The sequence below is a fragment of the Aureibaculum flavum genome (genome assembly GCF_016406085.1).
In the GTDB taxonomy this organism is placed as follows: domain Bacteria; phylum Bacteroidota; class Bacteroidia; order Flavobacteriales; family Flavobacteriaceae; genus Aureibaculum; species Aureibaculum flavum.
Genome location: NZ_JAEHFJ010000007.1, coordinates 91,536 through 112,120 on the forward strand (window position 1 = coordinate 91,536; position 20,585 = coordinate 112,120).

At 31.9% G+C, this 20,585-nt stretch carries 17 protein-coding genes; 7 read left to right on the plus strand and 10 right to left on the minus strand.

What is annotated here, in order from left to right; all coding sequences use genetic code 11:
- Nucleotides 1–10: 10 nt before the first annotated feature.
- A complete protein-coding gene (locus JBL43_RS14370; protein WP_198842101.1) occupies nucleotides 11–1,561 on the plus strand; it encodes a hypothetical protein in 1,551 nt (516 codons plus the stop codon).
- Nucleotides 1,562–1,597: 36 nt separating this feature from the next.
- Here JBL43_RS14370 and JBL43_RS14375 read toward each other — a convergent pair whose 3' ends face one another.
- Together JBL43_RS14375 and JBL43_RS14380 are read right to left on the minus strand one after the other, a co-directional pair.
- Nucleotides 1,598–2,368 carry a hypothetical protein gene (locus tag JBL43_RS14375; RefSeq protein ID WP_198842102.1) on the minus strand — a complete coding sequence of 257 codons (771 nt, stop codon included), beginning with the start codon at nucleotides 2,366–2,368 and terminating at the stop codon, nucleotides 1,598–1,600.
- A 4-nt stretch (nucleotides 2,369–2,372) separates the two neighbouring features.
- Nucleotides 2,373–3,650 carry a metal-dependent hydrolase family protein gene (locus tag JBL43_RS14380; protein WP_198842103.1) on the minus strand — a complete coding sequence of 426 codons (1,278 nt, stop codon included), beginning with the start codon at nucleotides 3,648–3,650 and terminating at the stop codon, nucleotides 2,373–2,375.
- 91 nt (nucleotides 3,651–3,741) lie between these two features.
- Here JBL43_RS14380 and JBL43_RS14385 point away from each other — a divergent pair, with 91 nt between their 5' ends.
- From JBL43_RS14385 to JBL43_RS14400, 4 genes are read left to right on the plus strand one after another with little or no spacing between them, the layout of a single operon-like run.
- Nucleotides 3,742–4,434 (plus strand): SDR family NAD(P)-dependent oxidoreductase, encoded by a 693-nt coding sequence (locus JBL43_RS14385; RefSeq protein WP_198842104.1) that lies wholly within the window; start codon nucleotides 3,742–3,744, stop codon nucleotides 4,432–4,434.
- A 4-nt stretch (nucleotides 4,435–4,438) separates the two neighbouring features.
- Nucleotides 4,439–5,035, plus strand: coding sequence for a SprT-like domain-containing protein (locus JBL43_RS14390; RefSeq protein ID WP_198842105.1), 597 nt, complete (start codon nucleotides 4,439–4,441; stop codon nucleotides 5,033–5,035).
- A gap of 60 nt (nucleotides 5,036–5,095) precedes the next feature.
- Complete coding sequence (locus JBL43_RS14395) at nucleotides 5,096–6,172, plus strand: mannose-1-phosphate guanylyltransferase (protein WP_198842106.1); 1,077 nt, start codon at nucleotides 5,096–5,098, stop codon at nucleotides 6,170–6,172.
- 22 nt (nucleotides 6,173–6,194) lie between these two features.
- Nucleotides 6,195–7,622, plus strand: coding sequence for a DUF389 domain-containing protein (locus tag JBL43_RS14400; protein ID WP_198842107.1), 1,428 nt, complete (start codon nucleotides 6,195–6,197; stop codon nucleotides 7,620–7,622).
- A gap of 49 nt (nucleotides 7,623–7,671) precedes the next feature.
- On the opposite strand, the gene JBL43_RS14405 is transcribed toward JBL43_RS14400, so the two are convergent.
- On the minus strand, nucleotides 7,672–8,448 hold the full coding sequence (locus JBL43_RS14405; RefSeq protein WP_198842108.1) for an ABC transporter ATP-binding protein: 777 nt from the start codon (nucleotides 8,446–8,448) through the stop codon (nucleotides 7,672–7,674).
- Nucleotides 8,445–9,188 (minus strand): MlaE family ABC transporter permease, encoded by a 744-nt coding sequence (locus tag JBL43_RS14410; protein WP_198842203.1) that lies wholly within the window; start codon nucleotides 9,186–9,188, stop codon nucleotides 8,445–8,447. Before JBL43_RS14410 ends, JBL43_RS14405 begins: the two co-directional genes overlap by 4 nt.
- 119 nt (nucleotides 9,189–9,307) lie before the next feature.
- Here JBL43_RS14410 and pafA point away from each other — a divergent pair, with 119 nt between their 5' ends.
- Nucleotides 9,308–10,981, plus strand: a complete 1,674-nt coding sequence (gene pafA, locus JBL43_RS14415) for an alkaline phosphatase PafA (protein WP_198842109.1) — start codon at nucleotides 9,308–9,310, stop codon at nucleotides 10,979–10,981.
- A 55-nt stretch (nucleotides 10,982–11,036) separates the two neighbouring features.
- On the opposite strand, the gene JBL43_RS14420 is transcribed toward pafA, so the two are convergent.
- The 6 genes from JBL43_RS14420 to porU form a co-directional block, all read right to left on the minus strand.
- Nucleotides 11,037–11,636, minus strand: coding sequence for a hypothetical protein (locus tag JBL43_RS14420; protein ID WP_198842110.1), 600 nt, complete (start codon nucleotides 11,634–11,636; stop codon nucleotides 11,037–11,039).
- A 32-nt stretch (nucleotides 11,637–11,668) separates the two neighbouring features.
- Nucleotides 11,669–12,730 carry a 3-oxoacyl-ACP synthase III family protein gene (locus JBL43_RS14425; protein WP_198842111.1) on the minus strand — a complete coding sequence of 354 codons (1,062 nt, stop codon included), beginning with the start codon at nucleotides 12,728–12,730 and terminating at the stop codon, nucleotides 11,669–11,671.
- A gap of 85 nt (nucleotides 12,731–12,815) precedes the next feature.
- The gene (locus tag JBL43_RS14430) at nucleotides 12,816–13,193 is read right to left on the minus strand and encodes a group III truncated hemoglobin (protein WP_198842112.1); all 378 of its coding nucleotides are present in this window, start codon (nucleotides 13,191–13,193) and stop codon (nucleotides 12,816–12,818) included.
- A gap of 42 nt (nucleotides 13,194–13,235) precedes the next feature.
- Nucleotides 13,236–13,718: a cytidine deaminase gene (gene cdd / locus JBL43_RS14435; protein WP_198842113.1), complete on the minus strand. Its 483-nt coding sequence runs from the start codon at nucleotides 13,716–13,718 to the stop codon at nucleotides 13,236–13,238.
- A gap of 153 nt (nucleotides 13,719–13,871) precedes the next feature.
- Nucleotides 13,872–15,011 (minus strand): type IX secretion system outer membrane channel protein PorV, encoded by a 1,140-nt coding sequence (gene porV / locus JBL43_RS14440; RefSeq protein WP_198842114.1) that lies wholly within the window; start codon nucleotides 15,009–15,011, stop codon nucleotides 13,872–13,874.
- A gap of 37 nt (nucleotides 15,012–15,048) precedes the next feature.
- Entirely contained in the window at nucleotides 15,049–18,522 is a 3,474-nt protein-coding gene (gene porU / locus JBL43_RS14445; RefSeq protein ID WP_198842115.1) for a type IX secretion system sortase PorU, read from the minus strand.
- Nucleotides 18,523–18,785: 263 nt separating this feature from the next.
- On the opposite strand from porU, the gene gldJ reads away from it, so the two are divergent.
- Complete coding sequence (gene gldJ, locus JBL43_RS14450) at nucleotides 18,786–20,555, plus strand: gliding motility lipoprotein GldJ (protein ID WP_198842116.1); 1,770 nt, start codon at nucleotides 18,786–18,788, stop codon at nucleotides 20,553–20,555.
- Nucleotides 20,556–20,585 lie beyond the last annotated feature (30 nt).

The following is a 20,585-nucleotide window of genomic DNA, read 5'->3' on the forward strand; positions in this document are numbered from 1 at the left end:
ACCCTCAATAATGCGATTATTGTATTCAATTCTTATTGTTTTAATTATTTTAGGGATATCTTCTTGTCGTAAAGATTTTGGTACAATTGTAAGTTCTGGTAATTTAGAATTTTCAGTAGATACGGTACTGTTAAATAGGGTCTTTGATGATATTAGTTCAAGCACACAAACTTTTAAGGTGTATAATAGAAGTAATGAAGCCATTACTATTCCTACTATTAAATTGGGAAGGGGAGATAATTCTTTCTATCGCTTAAATGTAGATGGCGTTCCAGGAAAGTCATTTGAGAATATAGATATCTTGGCAAATGATAGTATTTATGTTTTTGTTGAAGCAACGGTTGATTTTGAGCAAATTACGGATACTGAGTTTTTCTATAGAGATTCTGTTGTTTTTCAGTCAGAGTCCAGTGAACAAGATGTGAAATTGGAAGCTTTAGTATTAGATGTCAATTTGATAAAACCTGATCGAACAGAACAACCAGATGGCAGTTTTGTTTATGAAACTATTATTCTTGGGCAAAACACAGATGGTGATTTGTTAGGTGTTCGAGGGTCAACTTTGTCAGGAAACAATACATTCACAAATACAAAACCATACCTGATTTATGGGTATGTGGGGGTTGCAGAAAACACAACTTTAACGATTGATGCAGGAGCTACTTTATATTTTCATGACAATTCAGGGATCGTAGTGGGAAAAAACGCGACTTTAAAGGTAAATGGAGCATTTGAAAATGAAGTTTTGTTTGAAGACGATAGGCTTGAACCTGAATTTGAGGATGTTTCGGGACAATGGGGAACCATCTGGTTACGGGCTGGAAGTAAAAATAATAGTATCAACTATGCAATAATTAAAAATAATGTTATTGGTGTATTAGCTGATTCTATTGGTAATGCAAATCCAACCCTAACAATTAAAAATACAGAGATTTACAATACGTCTAATTATGGTGTTTTAGGTAGGGAGACCAATATTTTGGGAGAGAATGTCGTAATTGGTAATAGTGGGCAATCTACATTGGCGTGTACTGTAGGTGGCACTTATAATTTTACGCACTGTACTTTTGCAAATTATTGGCGTAGTGGTTTTCGGCAATATCCAAGTGTATTGGTGAATAATTTCTTTAGTTATTACGATGAAAGTAATACCGAAGTTATTGAAACCCGTAATTTATATGCGGCAAACTTTACCAATTGTATTATTGATGGAAATCAGGATGTAGAATTTGTATTAGATAAAGTTGAAGGAGCAGACTTCAATTTTAATGTTAAAAATAGCATGTTAAAATTTAATACGACAAATACGGAAGTGTTAGACAACCCTATATTTGATTTTACAAATGCTTCTTTATATCAAAGCGTGATTCTTAACGGTAATCTTGATTATAAAGACGCTCAAGAAAATGAATTAATCATAGGTGAAGCGTCTGAAGCAATTGGAACTGCAGATGTAAATGCTGCTTTACAAGTACCTAATGATATTTTAAATGTGAGCAGAACTACTTCACCAGATATCGGTGCATATCAACATATTATTTTTGAAGAGGAAGAAAATTAGTTGGCATTAGGAAGTTTCCAGTAAAAAGTAATAATATTACTCAAACCGCCCATACCAGCTCCAATCATAGAATAATTCATTATCGAAATCAAACTTACCATAATTGGCGGTATCATTTTTATGAACCCTAAAAATTTTCATGTCTGGAAATACATTTAGAATTTTTTTAATGGAGTCAATTTGTTGTTCAGATACATTTTTATCTGCGATAAGGTTAAAATATAAGATATTTACTTCTTCTTCAAATTGTGCTCTTTCTGAATAAACGATAGATTTAATATTTTTTAATACATTATTATTTTGATCATTATACTGAACAATTAATTCTTTATTATTATATCCAACAAATAAATCAATTCCATACTGCATGTAATCACTTTTGATCATCTCAAAATCAGCTACAGGTAAATCTATTTGAAAATCAAATTGTCTTAAATAATGTTTCCAGTAATCATTGACTTTGAAAAATACGGGATAAGTAAAAGCAGAATCGTCTAAGTTTTTTATAAATAAAGAATCTCCATTCAGCTTATAATCAAAAATGAAACTAGTCTTGTAGCCTTCGACGAATTTTAACAAAGGTAAATTCATTTTTATTTGACTGATATCAGCACTCCATGTTCCTTTTCTTTTATTTCTATGTTCATAAGAAGAAATTGAATCCTTATAAAACCTTATTTCAACCGATCCTCCAGACGGATAATTATTCCAAGTGCCAAGTAATTCTTTTTCATACTTATTTTTAGAACAACTTATTAAAGCAAAAAATAAAAATAACTGTACAGTTATTTTAATGAAAAATCTCATAGGTTTAGTTTTTATAAACCTTTCCTTCTTTCATTACAAAAACAATATTTTCCATAGTGTTGATGTTTTTAGTAGGGTCTTCGTCCGTAGCCACAATATCAGCTATAAAGCCAATTTTTATTTGACCAATTTCAGTTGACATTTCTAATACTTTTGCATTGGTAATCGTTGCAGACTGAATGGTTTCTATTGCCGGCATACCAGCTTCTACCATATAGTCAAATTCTTTACCATTATCACCATGGTCATAAACACCAGCATCTGTACCAAAAGCAATGGAAACTCCTTTTTCATAGGCTTTGCCAAAAGTACTTTGAATTTTAGGTCCAATAGCTAATGCTTTTGGTACTATAATTTCAGGAAAGTATCCTTTAATTTTTGCCTTATCAGCAACTGATTTCCCAGCTGTTATCGTCGGTACATAGTACGCATCATGTTTTATCATGAGTTCCATGGTTTCTTCACTCATTAAAGTACCATGTTCTATGGTTTTAACACCACCTATTATGGCTCTTTGCATGCCTTCATCACCATGAGCATGTGCGGCAACATGCATTCCATAATCTTTAGCCGTTTCGCATATTGCTTTTATTTCCTCTATTGTAAATTGTGGATTTTGCCCACTTTTAGCAACACTTAATACACCACCTGTAGCTGTGATTTTTATGAGGTCAGCACCATTTTTGTAACGCTGTCTCACTGCTTTTCGAGCATCTTCAACGCTATTTACAACACCCTCTTTAGGACCAGGATTTCCCATAAGTTTCTTGCTAAACCCATTGGTTGGGTCTGCATGACCTCCAGTTGTTGCCAACGATTTTTCAGCTGTAAATATTCTAGGACCATCAACCTTTCCTTGATTAATAGCGTTTCGTAAGGATACGTTTACGCCACTTCCTCCAAGATCTCTAACAGTTGTAAATCCTGCTAATAAAGTAGACTTTGCAAAACCTTGAGCGTCAAAAGCAATATCTGCGTCATTCAATACAAAGGGTTCTATATAGCTTTTTGGACTCAGTTGTCCTTCTAAATGAACATGCATATCAATTAGACCGGGCATTACAGTCTTAGATTTTAAATCGATACTAATATCTTTTTTAGATTTCGGATTTATGTATCCGCTTTTTATATCCGTAATTTTATTTCCAGAAACAATAACTGTCATTTCAGTAAGAACTTTACCGTTTTTAGTGTCAATCAGCTTACCACAATGTAAATAGGTGTTCTGTGAAGATAAAATGAGACTGAATAAAAGGCAAAAACTAATAAGAAAATTTTTCATAATGTAGGTTGCTGAGTTAATGATTATATTTGATGCTTAAAAGTAAGGAATTTTAATTGCTTTTATTGATAATAATATTGAATCAGATAGAATGGTTGTGAAAAACATAGTAGTAACAGGAGCAAGTAGAGGTATTGGATATGAGATAGTGAAGCTTTTGAGCAAGGAGGGACATCAAGTGTTGGCAATTTCAAGAAACACATCAACATTAGAAGCTTTAAAAAAAAGTTATAATAATATATCTGTATTAGGAGTTGACATCTCAGACGATGAACAGTTAAATACGATTTCAACGTTTGTAAAGGATAATTGGAATGCTGTTGATGTTTTAATACATAATGCAGGAGCTATTGTCAACAAGCCATTTGCAGAGACGAGTTCAAAAGAATTCTTAGAAGTGTATAAAGTCAACGTATTTGCTGTGGCAAGTTTGACTAAAATTATGTTACCTTATTTAAAAGCAGGTAGTCATGTTGTTGCAGTGAGTAGCATGGGCGGTATTCAAGGAAGTATGAAGTTTCCGGGGTTGTCAGCATACAGTTCTTCAAAAGGAGCTGTTATTACGTTGATGGAATTGTTAGCAGAAGAATTTAAGGATAAACAAATTGCATTTAACACGTTAGCATTAGGAGCAGTACAGACGGAAATGTTAGCAGCAGCTTTTCCAGGATATCAAGCACCCACAACTCCTGAAGAAATGGCAGCTTATATTGCTAATTTTGCTTTAACAGGTAATCAGTTTTATAACGGTAAAGTGTTGCAAGTGTCGTCTTCAACACCTTAATACAATGAAAGAAAGACAAATTTTAGAAAAATATATACCTTTTGCTTCGATTGATTTGGTAATTGATTTACTGAATAAATATCCGTGTAAATTAAAAATTGTAAATAATAGAAAGACAAAACATGGCGATTTTAGAAAGTTAAATACGGGTCAATTTCAAATTACTATTAATAATGATTTGAATCACTATCGTTTCTTATTGACTTTAATACACGAAATAGCTCATTTGGTAACACATCAAAAGCAGAAACGTGTAAAACCACATGGGATTGAATGGAAAATGAATTTTCAGCATTTAATGTTGCCATATGTGACTCCAGAAATTTACCCAACTGAAATATTACCTTATTTAGCACGTTATTTACAGAACCCAAAGGCAAGTACCGATGCGGATGCAAAATTATCTTTGGCGTTAAAAAAATATGATGAAGAGAATGAATTAAATTATATTTTTGAATTAGCACCAAAGAATAAATTTATTCATAATAATCGTATTTTTGAAATGATTGAAAAGCGAAGAACACGATATGAGTGTGTTGAGGTTAAAACGAAAAAAAGATATTTATTTCATCAAAATGCCGAAGTAGAGGTTATTAAATAGCAAATTTATTATATTCTTTAAAAAAAATAAACACTAGAAATAGTAATTAAACATTAAAAAATGCAACAAAACTATTACGCAGTAATTATGGCAGGTGGTGTTGGCTCAAGGTTTTGGCCGGTGAGTACTACACAATTCCCAAAACAATTCCATGACATGTTAGGGAAAGGAGATTCTTTATTGCAACGTACCTTTAAGAGACTCTCAACTTTAATTCCGAAAGAAAATATTTTAATAGCAACAAATGCAATTTATAAGGAACTTGTTTTAGAACAATTACCCGAATGTACAGAGAAACAATTATTGTTAGAACCTGCAATGCGTAATACAGCTCCTTGTATTTTATATGCTGCATTAAAAATTCAACAAAAAGATCCGAATGCGGTTATGGTTGTAGCTCCATCTGATCATTGGATTGATAATGAGCAAGAATTTATAAATAATATTCAAACCGCTTTTAATGCTTGTGAAAAAGAGGATATTTTAATGACCTTGGGCATACAGCCTAATAGTCCTAATACAGGTTATGGTTATATTAAATTTGAAAATGATGATTCTGAAATAAAAAAAGTTATTAATTTTACAGAGAAACCTGATTTAGAAACGGCTACTAAATTTGTAGAAAGTGGAGATTATGTTTGGAACGCAGGAATTTTTATTTGGAGTGTAAAGAGTATTGTTAACGCATTTGAGAATTATTTACCAGAAATGAACACCTTGTTTTGTGAAGGGAATAATGCTTACAATACCAATTTGGAAGATGATTTTATAAGTAATAATTATCAAAAGGCAGAAAATATTTCCATCGATTATGGGATTATGCAAAAGGCGAAAAATATTTATACCTTGCCAGTTGAATTTGGATGGAATGATTTAGGAACTTGGAGTTCATTACACGAAAAATTAGAAAAGGACGAAGATAATAACGCCGTTGTAAATGCAAAAACCATTTTTAATGATTCTTCAGGGAATATGGTGAGTACTACAAAATATAAGCATGTTGTTATTCAAGGTTTAGAAGATTTTATTGTAGTAGAAAAAGAAGACGTATTGTTAATTTGTCCTAAAAAGAATGAACAGGATATTAAACAAATAGTTTCTCAGGTTAAAGAAAAATTTGGCAAAGATTTAGTTTAAAAAAGAATAAGTTCTATAAACCATGGAAGAAAACAAAAAGGTTGAAGTTGATCTTGATGTGAAAAATAAAGAAACCCAAAAGAAAGTTACGGGTATCTTAGGTGGTATAAAAGAGTTTTTAATAGATCTTTTAGACATAAAACACGACACGAATAAGGAAGGAACGGTGCAAGCGATCAAGGATAATATTTCCATGAAAGGTCATACGGCTTGGATTTTGGTCTTTTCAATTCTTATAGCTTCCATAGGTTTAAATGCGAACTCAACAGCTGTTGTCATTGGAGCCATGTTAATATCGCCTTTAATGGGGCCAATTTTAGGAGTTGGCTTGTCCATAGGTATTAATGATATTGATACATTAAGACGCTCCATGGTTAATCTAGGGGTTATGGTTGGGTTAAGTTTGCTAACTTCTTTCTTGTTTTTCAGTATCCCTTTGTTTCAAGATCCGACTACTGAAATTTTAGCAAGAACAAGACCTGATGTTCGTGATGTTTTTATAGCACTTGCAGGTGGTTTGGCACTTATTATAGCGGTTAGTAGACCTTCTGCTCAAACTAATACTGTTGCTGGTGTTGCAATTGCTACAGCTTTAATGCCACCATTATGTACGGCTGGTTATGGTTTGGCTACTGGGCAGTTTTCCTATTTTCTTGGGGCTATGTTTTTGTTCACTATCAATACCATTTTCATAGCATTAGCAACATTTGTAATTGTTAAGTTTTTAAGCTTTCCGATGGTTAAGTATATAAATTCAGCTAAACGGAAGCGAATTAGTCAATTTGCATCAGTAGTTGCATTTATTATATTGGCTGGAAGTATATATTCATTTTATAATTTGTTTAGAGAAAATGAATTTAAAAAAACAGCACAGTCTTTTATTTATGAACTAAAAGAAAATGGAGTGTCCATAATTGGAGAAGACGACAAAAATATTGATTACACTAATAAAAGTATAACATTGCCATTATTCAATCCCGTTTCTGATGCTCAAGTTGGTATTTGGAAAAACAGGATGGGGGAGTTAGGTTTGGGGGATGTTGAGTTGAAAATTCAGCAGCAGGATGATACAGAAATGTTAGCACAAGTGAAAAATTTACAGGATCTGTATTCTCAAAATCAAAAAATAATTACTTCTCGTGATGAAAATATCAAAGAAAAAGAGGATAGAATTAGATTGTTAGAAAATGAACTTAATAAATTTTATAAAGATCAAATCCCTTTTAAATCGGTCAGTGAAGAAGCGAAAATAAATTATGATGGTATTGAGAAGATGAGCTATGCTAAAAAAGTGGTAACTGATTTTTCTAAAATCGATTCAATAGCTTTTTTTAGTATAAAATGGAAAGATAAAATGCCAAAAAAGGAGTTGAATATGCAAGAGGAAAAACTCAAATTATGGTTAAAAACCAGACTAGCATTAGATACTTTGAAAATTGTTAGAGAGTAGAATAGCGTAATTATTTTTTTAAATCTTTAGCTTTATGAGCATCATCTTATTAAGAGCCGCTATTGTCTTGTCTTAATTGTGCTTCTCTTACTTTTTTAAATAAGTTAGAAGAATAAACAAAATCAACCAATGATTCATTATCTGTTTTAAAAACTTCGTCATTGGTACCTTCCCATTCTTTAACACCATGCTTCAATAATATAATTTTTTCACCAATTTCCATCACAGAATTCATGTCATGGCTATTAATTATGGTGGTTATATTATATTCTTTCGTAATTTCTTGAATTAAATTGTCAATTACTGTAGAGGTTTTTGGGTCTAAACCTGAATTAGGTTCATCACAAAATAGATATTTAGGATTCATCACAATCGCTCTGGCAATTGCTACCCGTTTTTGCATTCCACCAGAAAGTTCTGCAGGAAATTTTTTATTTGCATTTTGTAAATTTACACGGTCTAAAACAAAATTTACACGCTCAAGTTTTTCTTCATATGGCTGATTTGTAAACATTTTTAAAGGAAACATTACATTTTCTTCAACAGTAGAACTGTCAAATAATGCACTTCCTTGAAAGACCATACCAATATCCTTTTTTAAATCACGCTTCTCATTATTGCTCATTTCATTATAGATCTGACCATCATAAATAATATCGCCTTTTTCAGGTTGTATTAAACCTAACAAACATTTTAAGAATACCGTTTTCCCAGATCCACTGGTACCAATAACCAAGCTGGTTTTTCCATTTTCAAAAGTAGCATCAATGCCCTTCAATACTTGAACGCCATCAAACTCTTTATTTAAATTCCTTACTTCAATCATTTTCCTAAAAGCATTTGGGTTAAAAAGTAATTCAATACAATTATTACAATGCTCGTCCATACCACAGCACGTGTACTCGCTTTACCCACTTCAATAGCTCCTCCTTTGACATAAAAGCCTTGGTATGCAGGTATTGTTGCAATAACAAAAGCAAATACGGAGGTTTTAATCATAGAATAAACCAAATGAAAAGGTTCAAATTCACTTCTAATTCCCATTATATAATCTGCAGAGCTAACTAAGCCTGTTAAGTTTCCAGCAACCCATCCACCAAAAATACCAAGCCAAATACTAATAATAATAACGAATGGATAAAAGAAGACGTTGGCAATAATTTTAGGGAGCACTAAATAGTTTAAAGAATTGATACCCATTACTTCAAGAGCATCAATCTGTTCTGTAACTCGCATCGTACCAATACTAGAAGTAATGTACGAGCCTACTTTTCCTGCTAAAATAATTGAAATTAAGGTTGGTGAAAATTCTAATATTAACGATTCTCTAGATGCATATCCAATTAAATATTTAGGTGTAATGGGATTGTCCAAATTTAAAGCGGTTTGAATAACCACAACACCACCAACGAAAAAGGATATAAAAGCAACTATTCCTATAGAGTTAATACCCAAATCTTCAATTTCTTTAAAAATAGATTCTCTAAAAATAGATCCTTTTTGAGGTCTTTTAAAAACCTCTTTAAGCATAATAAAATACTTACCAATATATTTAAAATAGTTGATCAAATTATAGGTTTCTGTTATTGGAAATGAATTAACATTAATTTAATTTTCAAATATCAAAAATATAATATTAAATGTAAAAAAAGCCCTAATTTTGATTTTAATATAAAATATCATCGATGAAAAATTTATTATCTTTTGTTCTAACCTTAGTTTTATTCATTTCTAGTTTCGCTCAAAATTCTGTTGTAAAAGAACCAACGTTCAGTCTTACTGCAATCGAAATGCAACGCCCTAAATTAGTTGTTGGTATTGTAGTTGATCAAATGCGTTATGACTATTTAACACGATTTTACAATAGATATGGAAATGATGGTTTTAAAAGAATAATTGATGGTGGGTTTAGTTGTGAAAATGGGCATTATAATTACATCCCGACCTATACAGCTGTTGGGCATACCTCTATATATACAGGTACTACACCAAGTTATCACGGTATAATTGGTAACAATTGGTATGATAAGTTCGCTAAAAAGTCTATTTATTGTGTAGATGATGGTGATTATAAGAGCGTTGGAGCAGATGATGGAGGTAGAAAGTCGCCACGTAGAATGTTAGTTACCACAATAGGTGATGAGCTTAAAATGGCACAAAATAAGAGAGGTAAAGTCATAGGGTTAAGTATAAAAGATAGATCAGCTATTTTACCTGCTGGGCATGCCGCGGATGGTTCTTATTGGTTTCAAGGAGAAAAAGAAGGTAAGTTTATTACCAGTTCATATTATATGGATAAATTACCGAAATGGGTTCAAGAATTTAATAAGAACGGTAATGCCAAGAAATATTTGAATTCTACTTGGAATACGCTTTATGATATAAATACATACACTGAAAGTATAGCAGATGATAATAAGTTTGAAGGTTTGTTTAAAGGGAAAAAAACACCAACATTTCCATATGATTTAAAAAAATTGAAGAGGAATAATGGCAATTACGATCTTTTAAAGGCTGTACCTTATGGTAATACTATTGTAAAAGATTTTGCAGAGGCAGCTATAGTTGGTGAGAACTTAGGTCAAACACAAAATGTAACTGATTTTTTAGCGGTTAGTTTTTCTAGTACTGATTATGTAGGCCATAAATTTGGGGTTGATTCCAAAGAAATTGAAGATACGTATTTAAGATTGGATAAAGAGTTGGCTTCATTTTTTAAGTTTTTAGACGAAAAGGTGGGTAAAGGTAATTACACCTTATTTTTAACTGCAGATCATGCTGCTGTACAGGTTCCTTCTTACTTAAAGACGTTAAAAATACCTTCAGGTTATTTTGATAATAAAAATTTTAAAAAGAAAGCAAATGCCTTTCTTTTAGAGAAGTATAAATCTGATGATTTGATTGAAGACATCTCTAATTTTCAAATCTTTTTAAACAAAAGTAAAATTAAAGAGTTGAAATTAGAGGCGAATGAAGTTGCTCAAAGCTTAGCAGATGAAGTTATTAATTATAAAGGTATTTCTAGAGCAGTAACCGCTCGTACCATGCAAACCACCAATTTTACCGAGGGTATAATGCACTTTTTACAAAATGGTTACAATCAAAAATTTTCTGGTGATGTATTGTTAGTGCCAAACCCAGCTACAATAAGCTATTCAAAAACAGGTTCTACGCATGGTTCAGGTTATAATTATGATACGCATGTGCCTATAATTTTTTATGGTAAAGGTATTAAGCAAGGCTCAAGTAAAAGTCTTGTAAATATTACAGATATCGCTCCAACAATGTCAAGTTTGTTGGAAATTACATTTCCTAATGCCACTTCAGGTAAAGTAATACAAGAGGTTTTAGAGGATTAGATTTATTGTTTAAGAACGATATGAAAATATTTTAATAGAATAGGAGTTTGACTGTTTAGGTGTGGATTTCTTTTTTAAATTCTTGAATTTTTCTATAGTCATGAACGTTTAATATGCCTATAAGTTCTATCCAGCTAATAATTTCATGTTTATAATAATGAACAAAAATATCTTTAAAGTAAGTTAGCTTGTAATTTTCAGTTTGTAGAAAGTTATATTCTAGCTTTTTACCATTTTTTAGAGTTAAAATGAGAACATTATCCATTCCATTTGATTTTGAAGGTGAGAATTCAAGCGTCAAATTTGTATGTATGCCTCTTACATCATACGTTGTAGGAAATGCTAATTTTTCTATTTCAGAAAGTTTGTAGGTGCAGCTTCCCAATTGAACACGATCCTCCCAAAATACTATTTTACCAAAATGTTCTCCGATGTCTCTTTCGTAACGAAAAAAGTTGCTTGTAATTAGAATAAATACATAAAATAATAAAAGCATTCCAATAACTCTATCCCAACCATCAAAATCAAATCCAAATTGTTTGACTAAATACTCTAATAGAAAAACTAGGATAGTCAAGGAAATAGCAATACTATTTTCTGGAGAAATATAAATTCCCTTTCTTCTTTTATAAATTTCAAGGCTTCTTGGCCTCATTGAGGAGTGTCTAAATGATAATAACTTTAGGCTTAATGTTTATAAACTACTGCGTTAATGTTCATGCCAGCACCTACGGATGCTAAAATAATTACATCTCCTTCATTTAGGTTATGATTTTCTATTTTTCCTTTTAATACTAAATCGAGTAGAGTAGGGATAGTAGCCACAGAGCTATTACCTAATTTATGAATGTTCATAGGCATAACATTTTCTGGAACTTGAGATTTATATAACCTAAAAAAACGTTTGATGATGGCCTCGTCCATCTTTTCATTGGCTTGATGTATAAATATTTTTTTAACCTCTTCAATAGGGGTTCCACTTTTGTCTAAAGCCTTTTTCATGGCTAAAGGCACATTATTTAAGGAGTATTCATAAATTTTTCGTCCCAACATTTTTATATACCGAACACCCTCATTGGTGTTGGGTTTATTTGACTCGCCGAAATACAAATAATTAGATTCTTCAATAGTATCAGATAGTGCAGCATAACTTAATATTCCGTTTTCACTATTTTCTTTGGCTTCCATAATGCAAGCACCTGCACCATCAGCAAAAATCATTGAATCTCTATCGTGATTGTCAACTACCCTTGATAAGGTTTCAGAACCAATAACCAAACATTTTTGTGCTTCACCAGATTTTATATAAATATGAGCTTGTATAACACCCTGTAGCCATCCTGGGCAACCGAATATAATGTCATAAGCTACACAATTGGAGTTTTTTATTTTTAAATTATGCTTTACTCTTGCGGCTAAACTTGGTAAAATGTCAGTTTGAATACTTCCTTTTTTAACGTCTCCAAAATTTTGAGCAACGATGATGTAGTCCAATTCTTCAGGATCAATACCAGAGTCATCAATAGCTCGTTGAGCAGCAATGGTAGCAATGTCTGAAGAGTTTATATTATCTTTTACATAACGTCTTTCTCCGATGCCTGTAATAGATTTAAATTTTTCTATGATTACTTCATTTGATGTAGTAAAAAGTTCTTTATTGTCATCATAAAATTGATGCTCACTAAAATCACTATTTTTAATAGTTATTGAGGGGATGAAACTGCCGTTTCCAGTGATAACTGACTTCATATAAAAAAGGTCTAGGGTGCTGAATTACAACCAACGGCTAAATTAATTATTTTAAGCTTAGTAATTAAATTTTAAAAAGAATATTTTAAGAATTACTACTCATTTTTATTTCCATAACTGTAGCAATAGACAAGGCTCTTGTCTTTGCCATTTCTGATTTTTCACCTTTAAAGTTGTCGTCAATAGACGAAGTGAAATGTAATAACCACCTTTTAAAGTGTTCATGCTTAAAAGGCTTACGTTCATTGAGAATTAAATGAGGTTGCATGGCATTTCTTTGGTAATCAGTGGCACTAAATAAAATTCCATTCCAAAAATCAGTTACAATATTCAGGTGTTCTTCTAAATGATTTTCATTAATAACATCTTCAAAGAAATGCTTAACAATATCATCTGATAACAATTTCTTGTATAGCTCAGTAATTATAAAATGGATGTCTTCTCTAGTTTTAATATCTTGCATAAGATGGAGCACTTAATCGTTTATCTAATAAAAGAAAATTAATTATAAAAAGCTACTGTCAAAACCAAAAGGTAATAAATCTTTTAAGGCATTTACTTTAACAACTTTTCCTTCTTCTCCCATAAAATAAATTTCTATGGCTTGCTTTTGTTTGTGCTCGTATTCTGCAATACTTTGTCTGCAAGCACCACAAGGGCCAACAGGGTTGGTTACTTTATGTTTCGAAGAACTTGCTGAAATGGCAATAGCTAAAATTGTGCATTCCGGGTAATTGGCACCTGCATTATAAATAGCAACACGTTCTGCACATAAGCCAGAAGGGAAAGCAGCATTTTCTTGATTGTTACCTAGTACTATTTCATTATTGTCAAGTAAGATAGCGGCACCAACATTAAAATTGGAATATGGGGCATAGGCTTTCTCACGAGCTTTTATCGCCTCGTTCATTAAACTACGAGCATTCGTGTCGAGTTCATCAATATTTTCGAATAATAGATATTCAATTTTACTTTGTATTTTTTGCATAAAAAGCTACACTTTGGGGATGATACTATTTCTTACTTAAAATTACCTCTTTAAATTTCATTATTGGTACTTTTAAATAAGAATTGAAATAAAAAAATCATTTTAGCTAAAATACTAAAATGATTTTTGAAATTATATTATTTAATATGAATCTTAATAATCAAAGATGTCACCAAAATTAAATGTTAAAGAAAAGCGTAAGGTGTTTTCTAAAGGATTGTTAACGTCAGATGAGTTTATCAAGTAGGACATATCTAAATTTAAACTTTTAAATTTAAATCCAGCTCCTAGTGTAAAATATTTTCGAGCTCCTTTCAATTCGTTTTCGTTAAAATATCCAAGACGAAGTCCCAATGTATTGTCATACATATATTCAGCACCTAATGCCCAAGTAAATTCTTTGAGTTCTTCACTAAATCCGTTTGGAGCATCGCCAAAAGATTGAAACATACCTGGTAAAAATCCAACATCATCATCTTTTCCTTCGAGAATTTCTTCTGTTGAAGAATCTCTAATAGGAGGTGTCGGTACTAATAATTTATTGAATTCAAGGTTGGTCGTTACAGAGTTCATATCATCTAAGATAAATTCAAATCCACCACCTAATTTTAAATTCGTAGGTATAAAACTTTCTCTACCTCCATCAGATAAAGTTACTTTGGGGCCAATGTTAGATAAATTAAATCCACCACGCCAAATACCATTAAAATTACCGTAATTTTTCTCTGGAGATTGATAGTAACCAGCAATATCAACAGCAAAAGTATTTACAGTTTTTAAGTCAGAATTTTCTACTCTTAATGCATAATCCGAACGTATATAACGGACACCAACGGCCAATGCAAATGTTTCATTTAATTTTAATGAATAAGAACCATCAAAAGATAATTCGTTAGGGTTTTCAGTTCCAATTGGATTTCCGCCCGAATCAGTTAAATCTATGGTTCCAAGTGAAAAGTATTTTAAACTTGCACCCCAAGCACTTTGTTCATTAATTTTATTTGAAAACGTTAAACTACTAACAAATACATCGTTCGTTAAGTTACGTAACCATGGTGTATAATTTACACCTACTGCGAACTGAGTATCCGAAAAAGCAAACTTAGCAGGGTTATGATGTTGAGAATTGGCATCAGGTTTGGTAGCTACACCAATATCGCCCATACCTCCAGCACGAGCATCTGGTACAATTGTTAAAAATGGAGCGGCCGTGGTTATCGGATTTGGTTCGTCTTGTGCGTTAGCTACATGTAAGCATAAGAATGCTATAAGTAGTAATAATGAGTTTTTCATCAGAATAGTTAAGTTAGGGATTTTGAACATTTTGATTTTACTGTAAAATGACAAGTTTTTCAAATTTTTCGTTTTTAGTATTTGTTAATGTCGATTTAACATTGAGTTTATAAATGTAAACCCCTTTTCCAATTTTATTACCAAAGTCATCTAAACCATTCCATGATATGGAACGTGATAGATTTTCAGACTGTACGTTTTGGTTAATGGTTTTAATTAATTTACCAGAAACTGTAAATATCTGAACTTGAACCTCTAACGGTTCATTTGGTTTGTTGTGATTAAACCAAAACTCTGTATAATTTATAAAAGGATTAGGATAATTAAGAACATTACTCAATACCAAATCGCTGTTATCTACTACAACAAAATTTAACGTTGCTTCTGATGAATTATTGTATGTGTCCCAAACTTTAAAATTTAGGGTATGTAAACCAGGTTCTAAATTTCGAAAAGGGAATTTCACTTTTCCTGTAGTAAAGTCGTCCAGTTCGGTCTCGTAAAAATCATTTAATATATAAGGGTTGGCTTGGTCTCCATCTAAAATGGCAACTATATCATGGTCAACGGCAGTAATTGAAGTATTAATACCTGAGCTATCTTCTAAAATGGCAATTAAATTTGGAGATTCACTTGTGTTACCTCCATCTGCAAAAGATTCATCATCCATAAAAAGCTGAATGGTTGGGCCAATATTATCTTCTGGAGCATTTTCATCTATACCTCCAATAATTATTTCTTGATTTACACCGCCTTTGTCAATTAGTTCATTGTCTGCATATAAACTAATTTTAGCATTTCCGTACGCAATTCTTATATCTTTCGGAACAATAAAATCAAAATTAAAAATACCATTTTTTATAGAAGCTCTTCCTGTAAAAATTTTACTTTCAATAGCATCAAAAGAAAGTTTGTTACCAAAATTATTATTATCTAATGTAATTCGGTCTACTGATTTATCATAAATGGTTGCAGACAACTCGCCATTAAAATCTGTTAAATTATTTCCTAGAGCATCTTTTACAACTCCTTCTAAACTTATTTTAGATAAGGCTTTTAATGTATCGGTTGCTGAGGTAATGTTTTGTCCGTTTAATTTAGTAAGCTCAATACTTGGTTTTGGACGTGCGAGTTTCATTGCGGGGTCACCTAAATAAAAAACAAATAAACGTTGCGTGGTATTTGGAGCTGTGGGGTCATTTTTCATGGCCATCAGAGCTTCAGCAATGGTATAGTCTTCTCCGTTGAATCCAAAAAGTTTTTTGGTTAATATGTCGTTAAAACGTTGCCCAACACTGATAAAAATTTCACGCGTTGTAGTAATTAAACTTGTGGCACCTCCATAAGGATTTAAAAAAACAAACTCGCCGGCAGTGGGTCTAAGTGGGTTATCAAATTTGGAAAACTCACACGTAACAGTTATAAAGAGCGGTAATTTGTTGGGGTTGTTCCAATCATTTATAGCTGAGGTTTCCAGAATACGCTCGTTAGCCCAACCATCTTCCCCGCCATGCCCGAAATAATTTATGACTAAAGATCCTGTTTCAACAGCGTTATTTATAGCTTCGTTTACATCAGGATAGCGTTCGCCACCAGCAGAAGTTTCCTGCACATAGGCATCAGCATAGATCTTTGACAAATTATAAATAGGTCGTCTGTTTTTAAGCGTATCGGCTAATTTTTCTACGGTTTCTTGAAGTATAAACTCACTAGCCACATCAGGATCATCAGCCACTAACGTAATTCTATTACGCCAATCTCCAAAAGATTCTATATTATAATAGTTTAAGGTTTTATCAACAGTAGTCTTGGCTTCACTTACTGTAGATATTGGAAACCTTCCTGTTGCCACATCTTGATTATCAGCATTACTCAATTCACCTTCATCATCATCCATCATACCATAATAATCATCTGTAACATAAGAACGTGCTAAATCAAAACTTTCTAAAGATTGAAAAGAGGGTACGATATTATTGTTATCGTTAATCCGATCTTTAAAATCATAAGAAGCATCGCCAAATAGACAGACATATTTAATTCTAGATTCTTGACTAGATGCATTTAAATACAAATGTCTAATAAAATCGCGAATAGCGGTTAAATCAGGTGAGCCAGAACCAAATTCATTATATATATGGTCTAAATTAATTACCCGAACCACTAAGTTAGAATTCTCCCTATGGTATGTAGCCAATCTTTCTGCTTCATTCATTAAAAAATCTTGAGTGATAATTACATAATCGATATCTTTTAAAGCCTGTAAATTTTGATTAGGAATTTTGGTCTGCTCAATAATTTTTGGTTTGTAATAATCATTTTCGTTCAGTACGATAAATTCTTGTAATGAACCTCCATACATATTAAAACTAAATAGATCTAAATTTGATTGATTGGTGATGATTTTTGGATTAATACCATCTGTAACATTCCAGACTTGATCAATTTTCAAATTGTTTTCTATTTGATAATTAAAAAGCGTAGAATTTGATTGGGATTCAAAATTTCTAAAGGAAAATTGGTTGCCATTTGCAGTTAGCTTTTTAACTCCAATTAGTTCTACATAATCTAAATAGGCTTTAGCCGAAGGGTTACCATTATTATTGTAAGTAATTTCTACTGCTATACTTGAGGTGTTCACAGTTGCATTCTGAGAACTTTCACGTGGAATGGCAAGTGTTAAATTACCTGAAGTTGAAGGTACTGCAGGTAAGCTAATGTTCATTAAATTCTGACCATTCACTTTTATATCAAATGAAGATGCTGTAGAGGATATGGCTACACCTCTTACTCTTATCGTAATAGGTTGTGAAACGTCTAGGTTCTCAAATTGAAATATTTTCGTTGTAGTATTCTCAAAACTTAATTCCTTACCAAACCATTGTTGTCCGTTTGCAAATAAATTTGTTATGTCATTTTCAATAAAATCATAATCATTATATGTAGTTATTGTTTCTGTTGCGGTTGCTAAAATATCAGGAGCAGTTGTAATGCGTTTACCCAAACCATTATCAACGGTTAAGAAATAATAGGCCTTATCACTATAAATATTATTAATGTGTTTAGATTGGGAAGGTTGTGACGGAATAATATTCCAACCATGTGGCCCTATACCATAAAAGAGGATATAATCATTAGTATCAAAACTACTATCTTCTTCACCATTTACAAAAATTGCATTTTCTTGCAATCCATCATATCTGAAATCAGCATTTTTTTGAGGTAGTAATTGTCCACCATTTCCAAAGATCCTGATGTTTTTAGGATTTATATCAGTTGTGTTTACTCCTAGGTTTTGTAAAAACTGTTTGTCTATTTTAAAAACACCAGTAGTATCAATTGAAAATTTGTACCAGGTACCTTGAGATAATACAGCGTTTTTAACCGTTGAATAAGATTTTGTATTGGATACAGTATTTCTATCAATGTTTTGAGAGTAAACAAAGAAAGGGGCTATATATAATAGGTGTACTAATGATCTAAAAAACTTTTTCAAATGAAATGACTTCATATATAAATTAAATGTCTCGCAAGATAATCATACTTATTTTATATTAAGCATATATCAAATCTAAACAGTATAGAGCTTGTTTGGACGGTTTGTTTTAAATGCTTGCAAATTTAAATAGAATTAATCTCATTTTTTATAACATAACATATAATAAAGAAATAAAACTATCGTTATACTAGCATTAACAGGCATAATGTGTCAAAAAAATACACCCCTAATGCCGAATGATTCAACTCTAAAAGAATAAATTAAGAAGTTTAAATATGAGAAGGTATATCGGAAACAAAGTTTTGTTAACAGTATTAGTAGCTGCTACTTTAATAAGTTGTGGTAAAAAGTCCAGAACACATTCTGAACTTACAGGTTGGAAATTTAACGATCCAACTTATGGTGGTTTTACAGCTAATACAAACTATGCTGGTCAAAAAGTTCCACCAGGAATGGTACTAATTGAAGGAGGTACATTTACCATGGGTAGTGTAACTGATGATGTAATGTTCGACTGGAACACTACACCAACAAAACAACAAGTACGTTCATTCTATATGGATGAAGCTGAGGTTACAAACTTAGAATATTTGTTTTATTTACAATATTTAGAGAAAGTATATCCTCCATCAGATGATAGTTATAGAAAAATTTATCAATCTGCATTACCAGATACATTAGTTTGGAGAGATGCTCTTGGTTTTAATGAGTTATTATCTGAAGCATATTTACGTCACCCATCATATTCTGATTATCCAGTTGTAGGTGTATCTTGGTTGCAAGCTACTGAATACTGTAAATGGAGAACGGATAGGGTTAATGAAAAAATATTAATGGATAAAGGTGTACTTAAGTCTTTATTTGATATGGATTCTGTAACTGTAGAAGGTAAAAATAGATTTGATACAGGTACTTATTTAGCAAATCCTGATTTGTTATTTGATGGTAACGAAGATATTTATGGCAGAGGTTTGTATGATCCAAATGCTCAAGTAAAGAAACAAAGTAAAAAAGAAAGAAAGGCAGCTAAAAATGCTGACGATGCCGCTGGAGATGATGGTGAAAAATTATCAAGAAAAGATAGAAAGTCTAAAAAATCTGATCAAGGTTTTACAGGTCGTCACGTTAAAACGTCTGATGGTATGTTAACACAACGTTTTAGATTACCAACTGAAGCTGAATGGGAGTATGCTGCAAAAGCTGAAATTGAAAATAGAGAATACAATACTATTAGAGGAAGAAAAAAATATTCTTGGAATGGTTCAACAACTAGAGATGATTCAAGAAGAAGAGGTGGTGACCAATTAGCCAACTTTAAACAAGGTAAAGGTGATTATAGTGGTTTAGCAGGATGGAGTAATGATGGTGCTGACATCACAATTAGAGTTAAATCTTATGATTCTAATGCATTTGGACTGTATGATATGTCTGGTAATGTGGCAGAATGGGTAGCTGATGTTTATAGACCAATTATAGATAACGATGCAAATGACTTTAACTATTTTAGAGGAAATGTATTTAAAAAACCTTTAATTGATGAAGAAGGTAAGGTAGTTGTTGTTGATTATAACAGTATAGAGTTTGATACATTGGATAATGGTAAAATTGTACCTAAAGATTTACCAGGTAGTATTAAATATGTGCCAATTACTAAGCGTGATGCTTTTATGAGACCTAATTATGAAAAAGCTGATAATATTGCTATCGGTGATGGAGATATGGCTTCAACTAAAAACTACTATCAAGATGAGGAAGATATGGAAAATCAACCAAGAATGTATAATTCACCTAAAACACCAAAACAAATTGGAGAAAGTGGATTAATCATTCAACAATATGATACGAAAACTAGAAACACTTTAATTAGTGATCAAGCTAGAGTTTATAAAGGAGGTTCATGGAAAGATAGAGCTTATTGGTTAGACCCAGCTCAACGTAGATATTTGCCAGAATATATGGCTACAAATTATATCGGATTTAGATGTGCAACTGACAAGTTAGGTGCTATGTCTTATAAAAGAAGACGTAAGGAACCACAAAGATAAGTCTTGCTATAGAATAAATATTTAAAACTC

Excerpts from the sequence above, each read along its gene's own strand:
- cdd (WP_198842113.1), bottom strand. The coding sequence starts at position 13,718 with ATGCAAAAAATACAAAGTAAAATTGAATATCTATTATTCGAAAATATT.
- porV (WP_198842114.1), bottom strand. The coding sequence starts at position 15,011 with ATGAAAAACTCATTATTACTACTTATAGCATTCTTATGCTTACATGTA.
- porU (WP_198842115.1), bottom strand. The coding sequence starts at position 18,522 with ATGAAGTCATTTCATTTGAAAAAGTTTTTTAGATCATTAGTACACCTA.
- JBL43_RS14400 (WP_198842107.1), top strand. The coding sequence starts at position 6,195 with ATGGAAGAAAACAAAAAGGTTGAAGTTGATCTTGATGTGAAAAATAAA.
- JBL43_RS14370 (WP_198842101.1), top strand. The coding sequence starts at position 11 with ATGCGATTATTGTATTCAATTCTTATTGTTTTAATTATTTTAGGGATA.
- pafA (WP_198842109.1), top strand. The coding sequence starts at position 9,308 with ATGAAAAATTTATTATCTTTTGTTCTAACCTTAGTTTTATTCATTTCT.
- JBL43_RS14420 (WP_198842110.1), bottom strand. The coding sequence starts at position 11,636 with ATGAGGCCAAGAAGCCTTGAAATTTATAAAAGAAGAAAGGGAATTTAT.
- JBL43_RS14430 (WP_198842112.1), bottom strand. The coding sequence starts at position 13,193 with ATGCAAGATATTAAAACTAGAGAAGACATCCATTTTATAATTACTGAG.
- JBL43_RS14375 (WP_198842102.1), bottom strand. The coding sequence starts at position 2,368 with ATGAGATTTTTCATTAAAATAACTGTACAGTTATTTTTATTTTTTGCT.
- JBL43_RS14390 (WP_198842105.1), top strand. The coding sequence starts at position 4,439 with ATGAAAGAAAGACAAATTTTAGAAAAATATATACCTTTTGCTTCGATT.
- JBL43_RS14395 (WP_198842106.1), top strand. The coding sequence starts at position 5,096 with ATGCAACAAAACTATTACGCAGTAATTATGGCAGGTGGTGTTGGCTCA.
- JBL43_RS14405 (WP_198842108.1), bottom strand. The coding sequence starts at position 8,448 with ATGATTGAAGTAAGGAATTTAAATAAAGAGTTTGATGGCGTTCAAGTA.
- gldJ (WP_198842116.1), top strand. The coding sequence starts at position 18,786 with ATGAGAAGGTATATCGGAAACAAAGTTTTGTTAACAGTATTAGTAGCT.
- JBL43_RS14425 (WP_198842111.1), bottom strand. The coding sequence starts at position 12,730 with ATGAAGTCAGTTATCACTGGAAACGGCAGTTTCATCCCCTCAATAACT.
- JBL43_RS14385 (WP_198842104.1), top strand. The coding sequence starts at position 3,742 with ATGGTTGTGAAAAACATAGTAGTAACAGGAGCAAGTAGAGGTATTGGA.
- JBL43_RS14380 (WP_198842103.1), bottom strand. The coding sequence starts at position 3,650 with ATGAAAAATTTTCTTATTAGTTTTTGCCTTTTATTCAGTCTCATTTTA.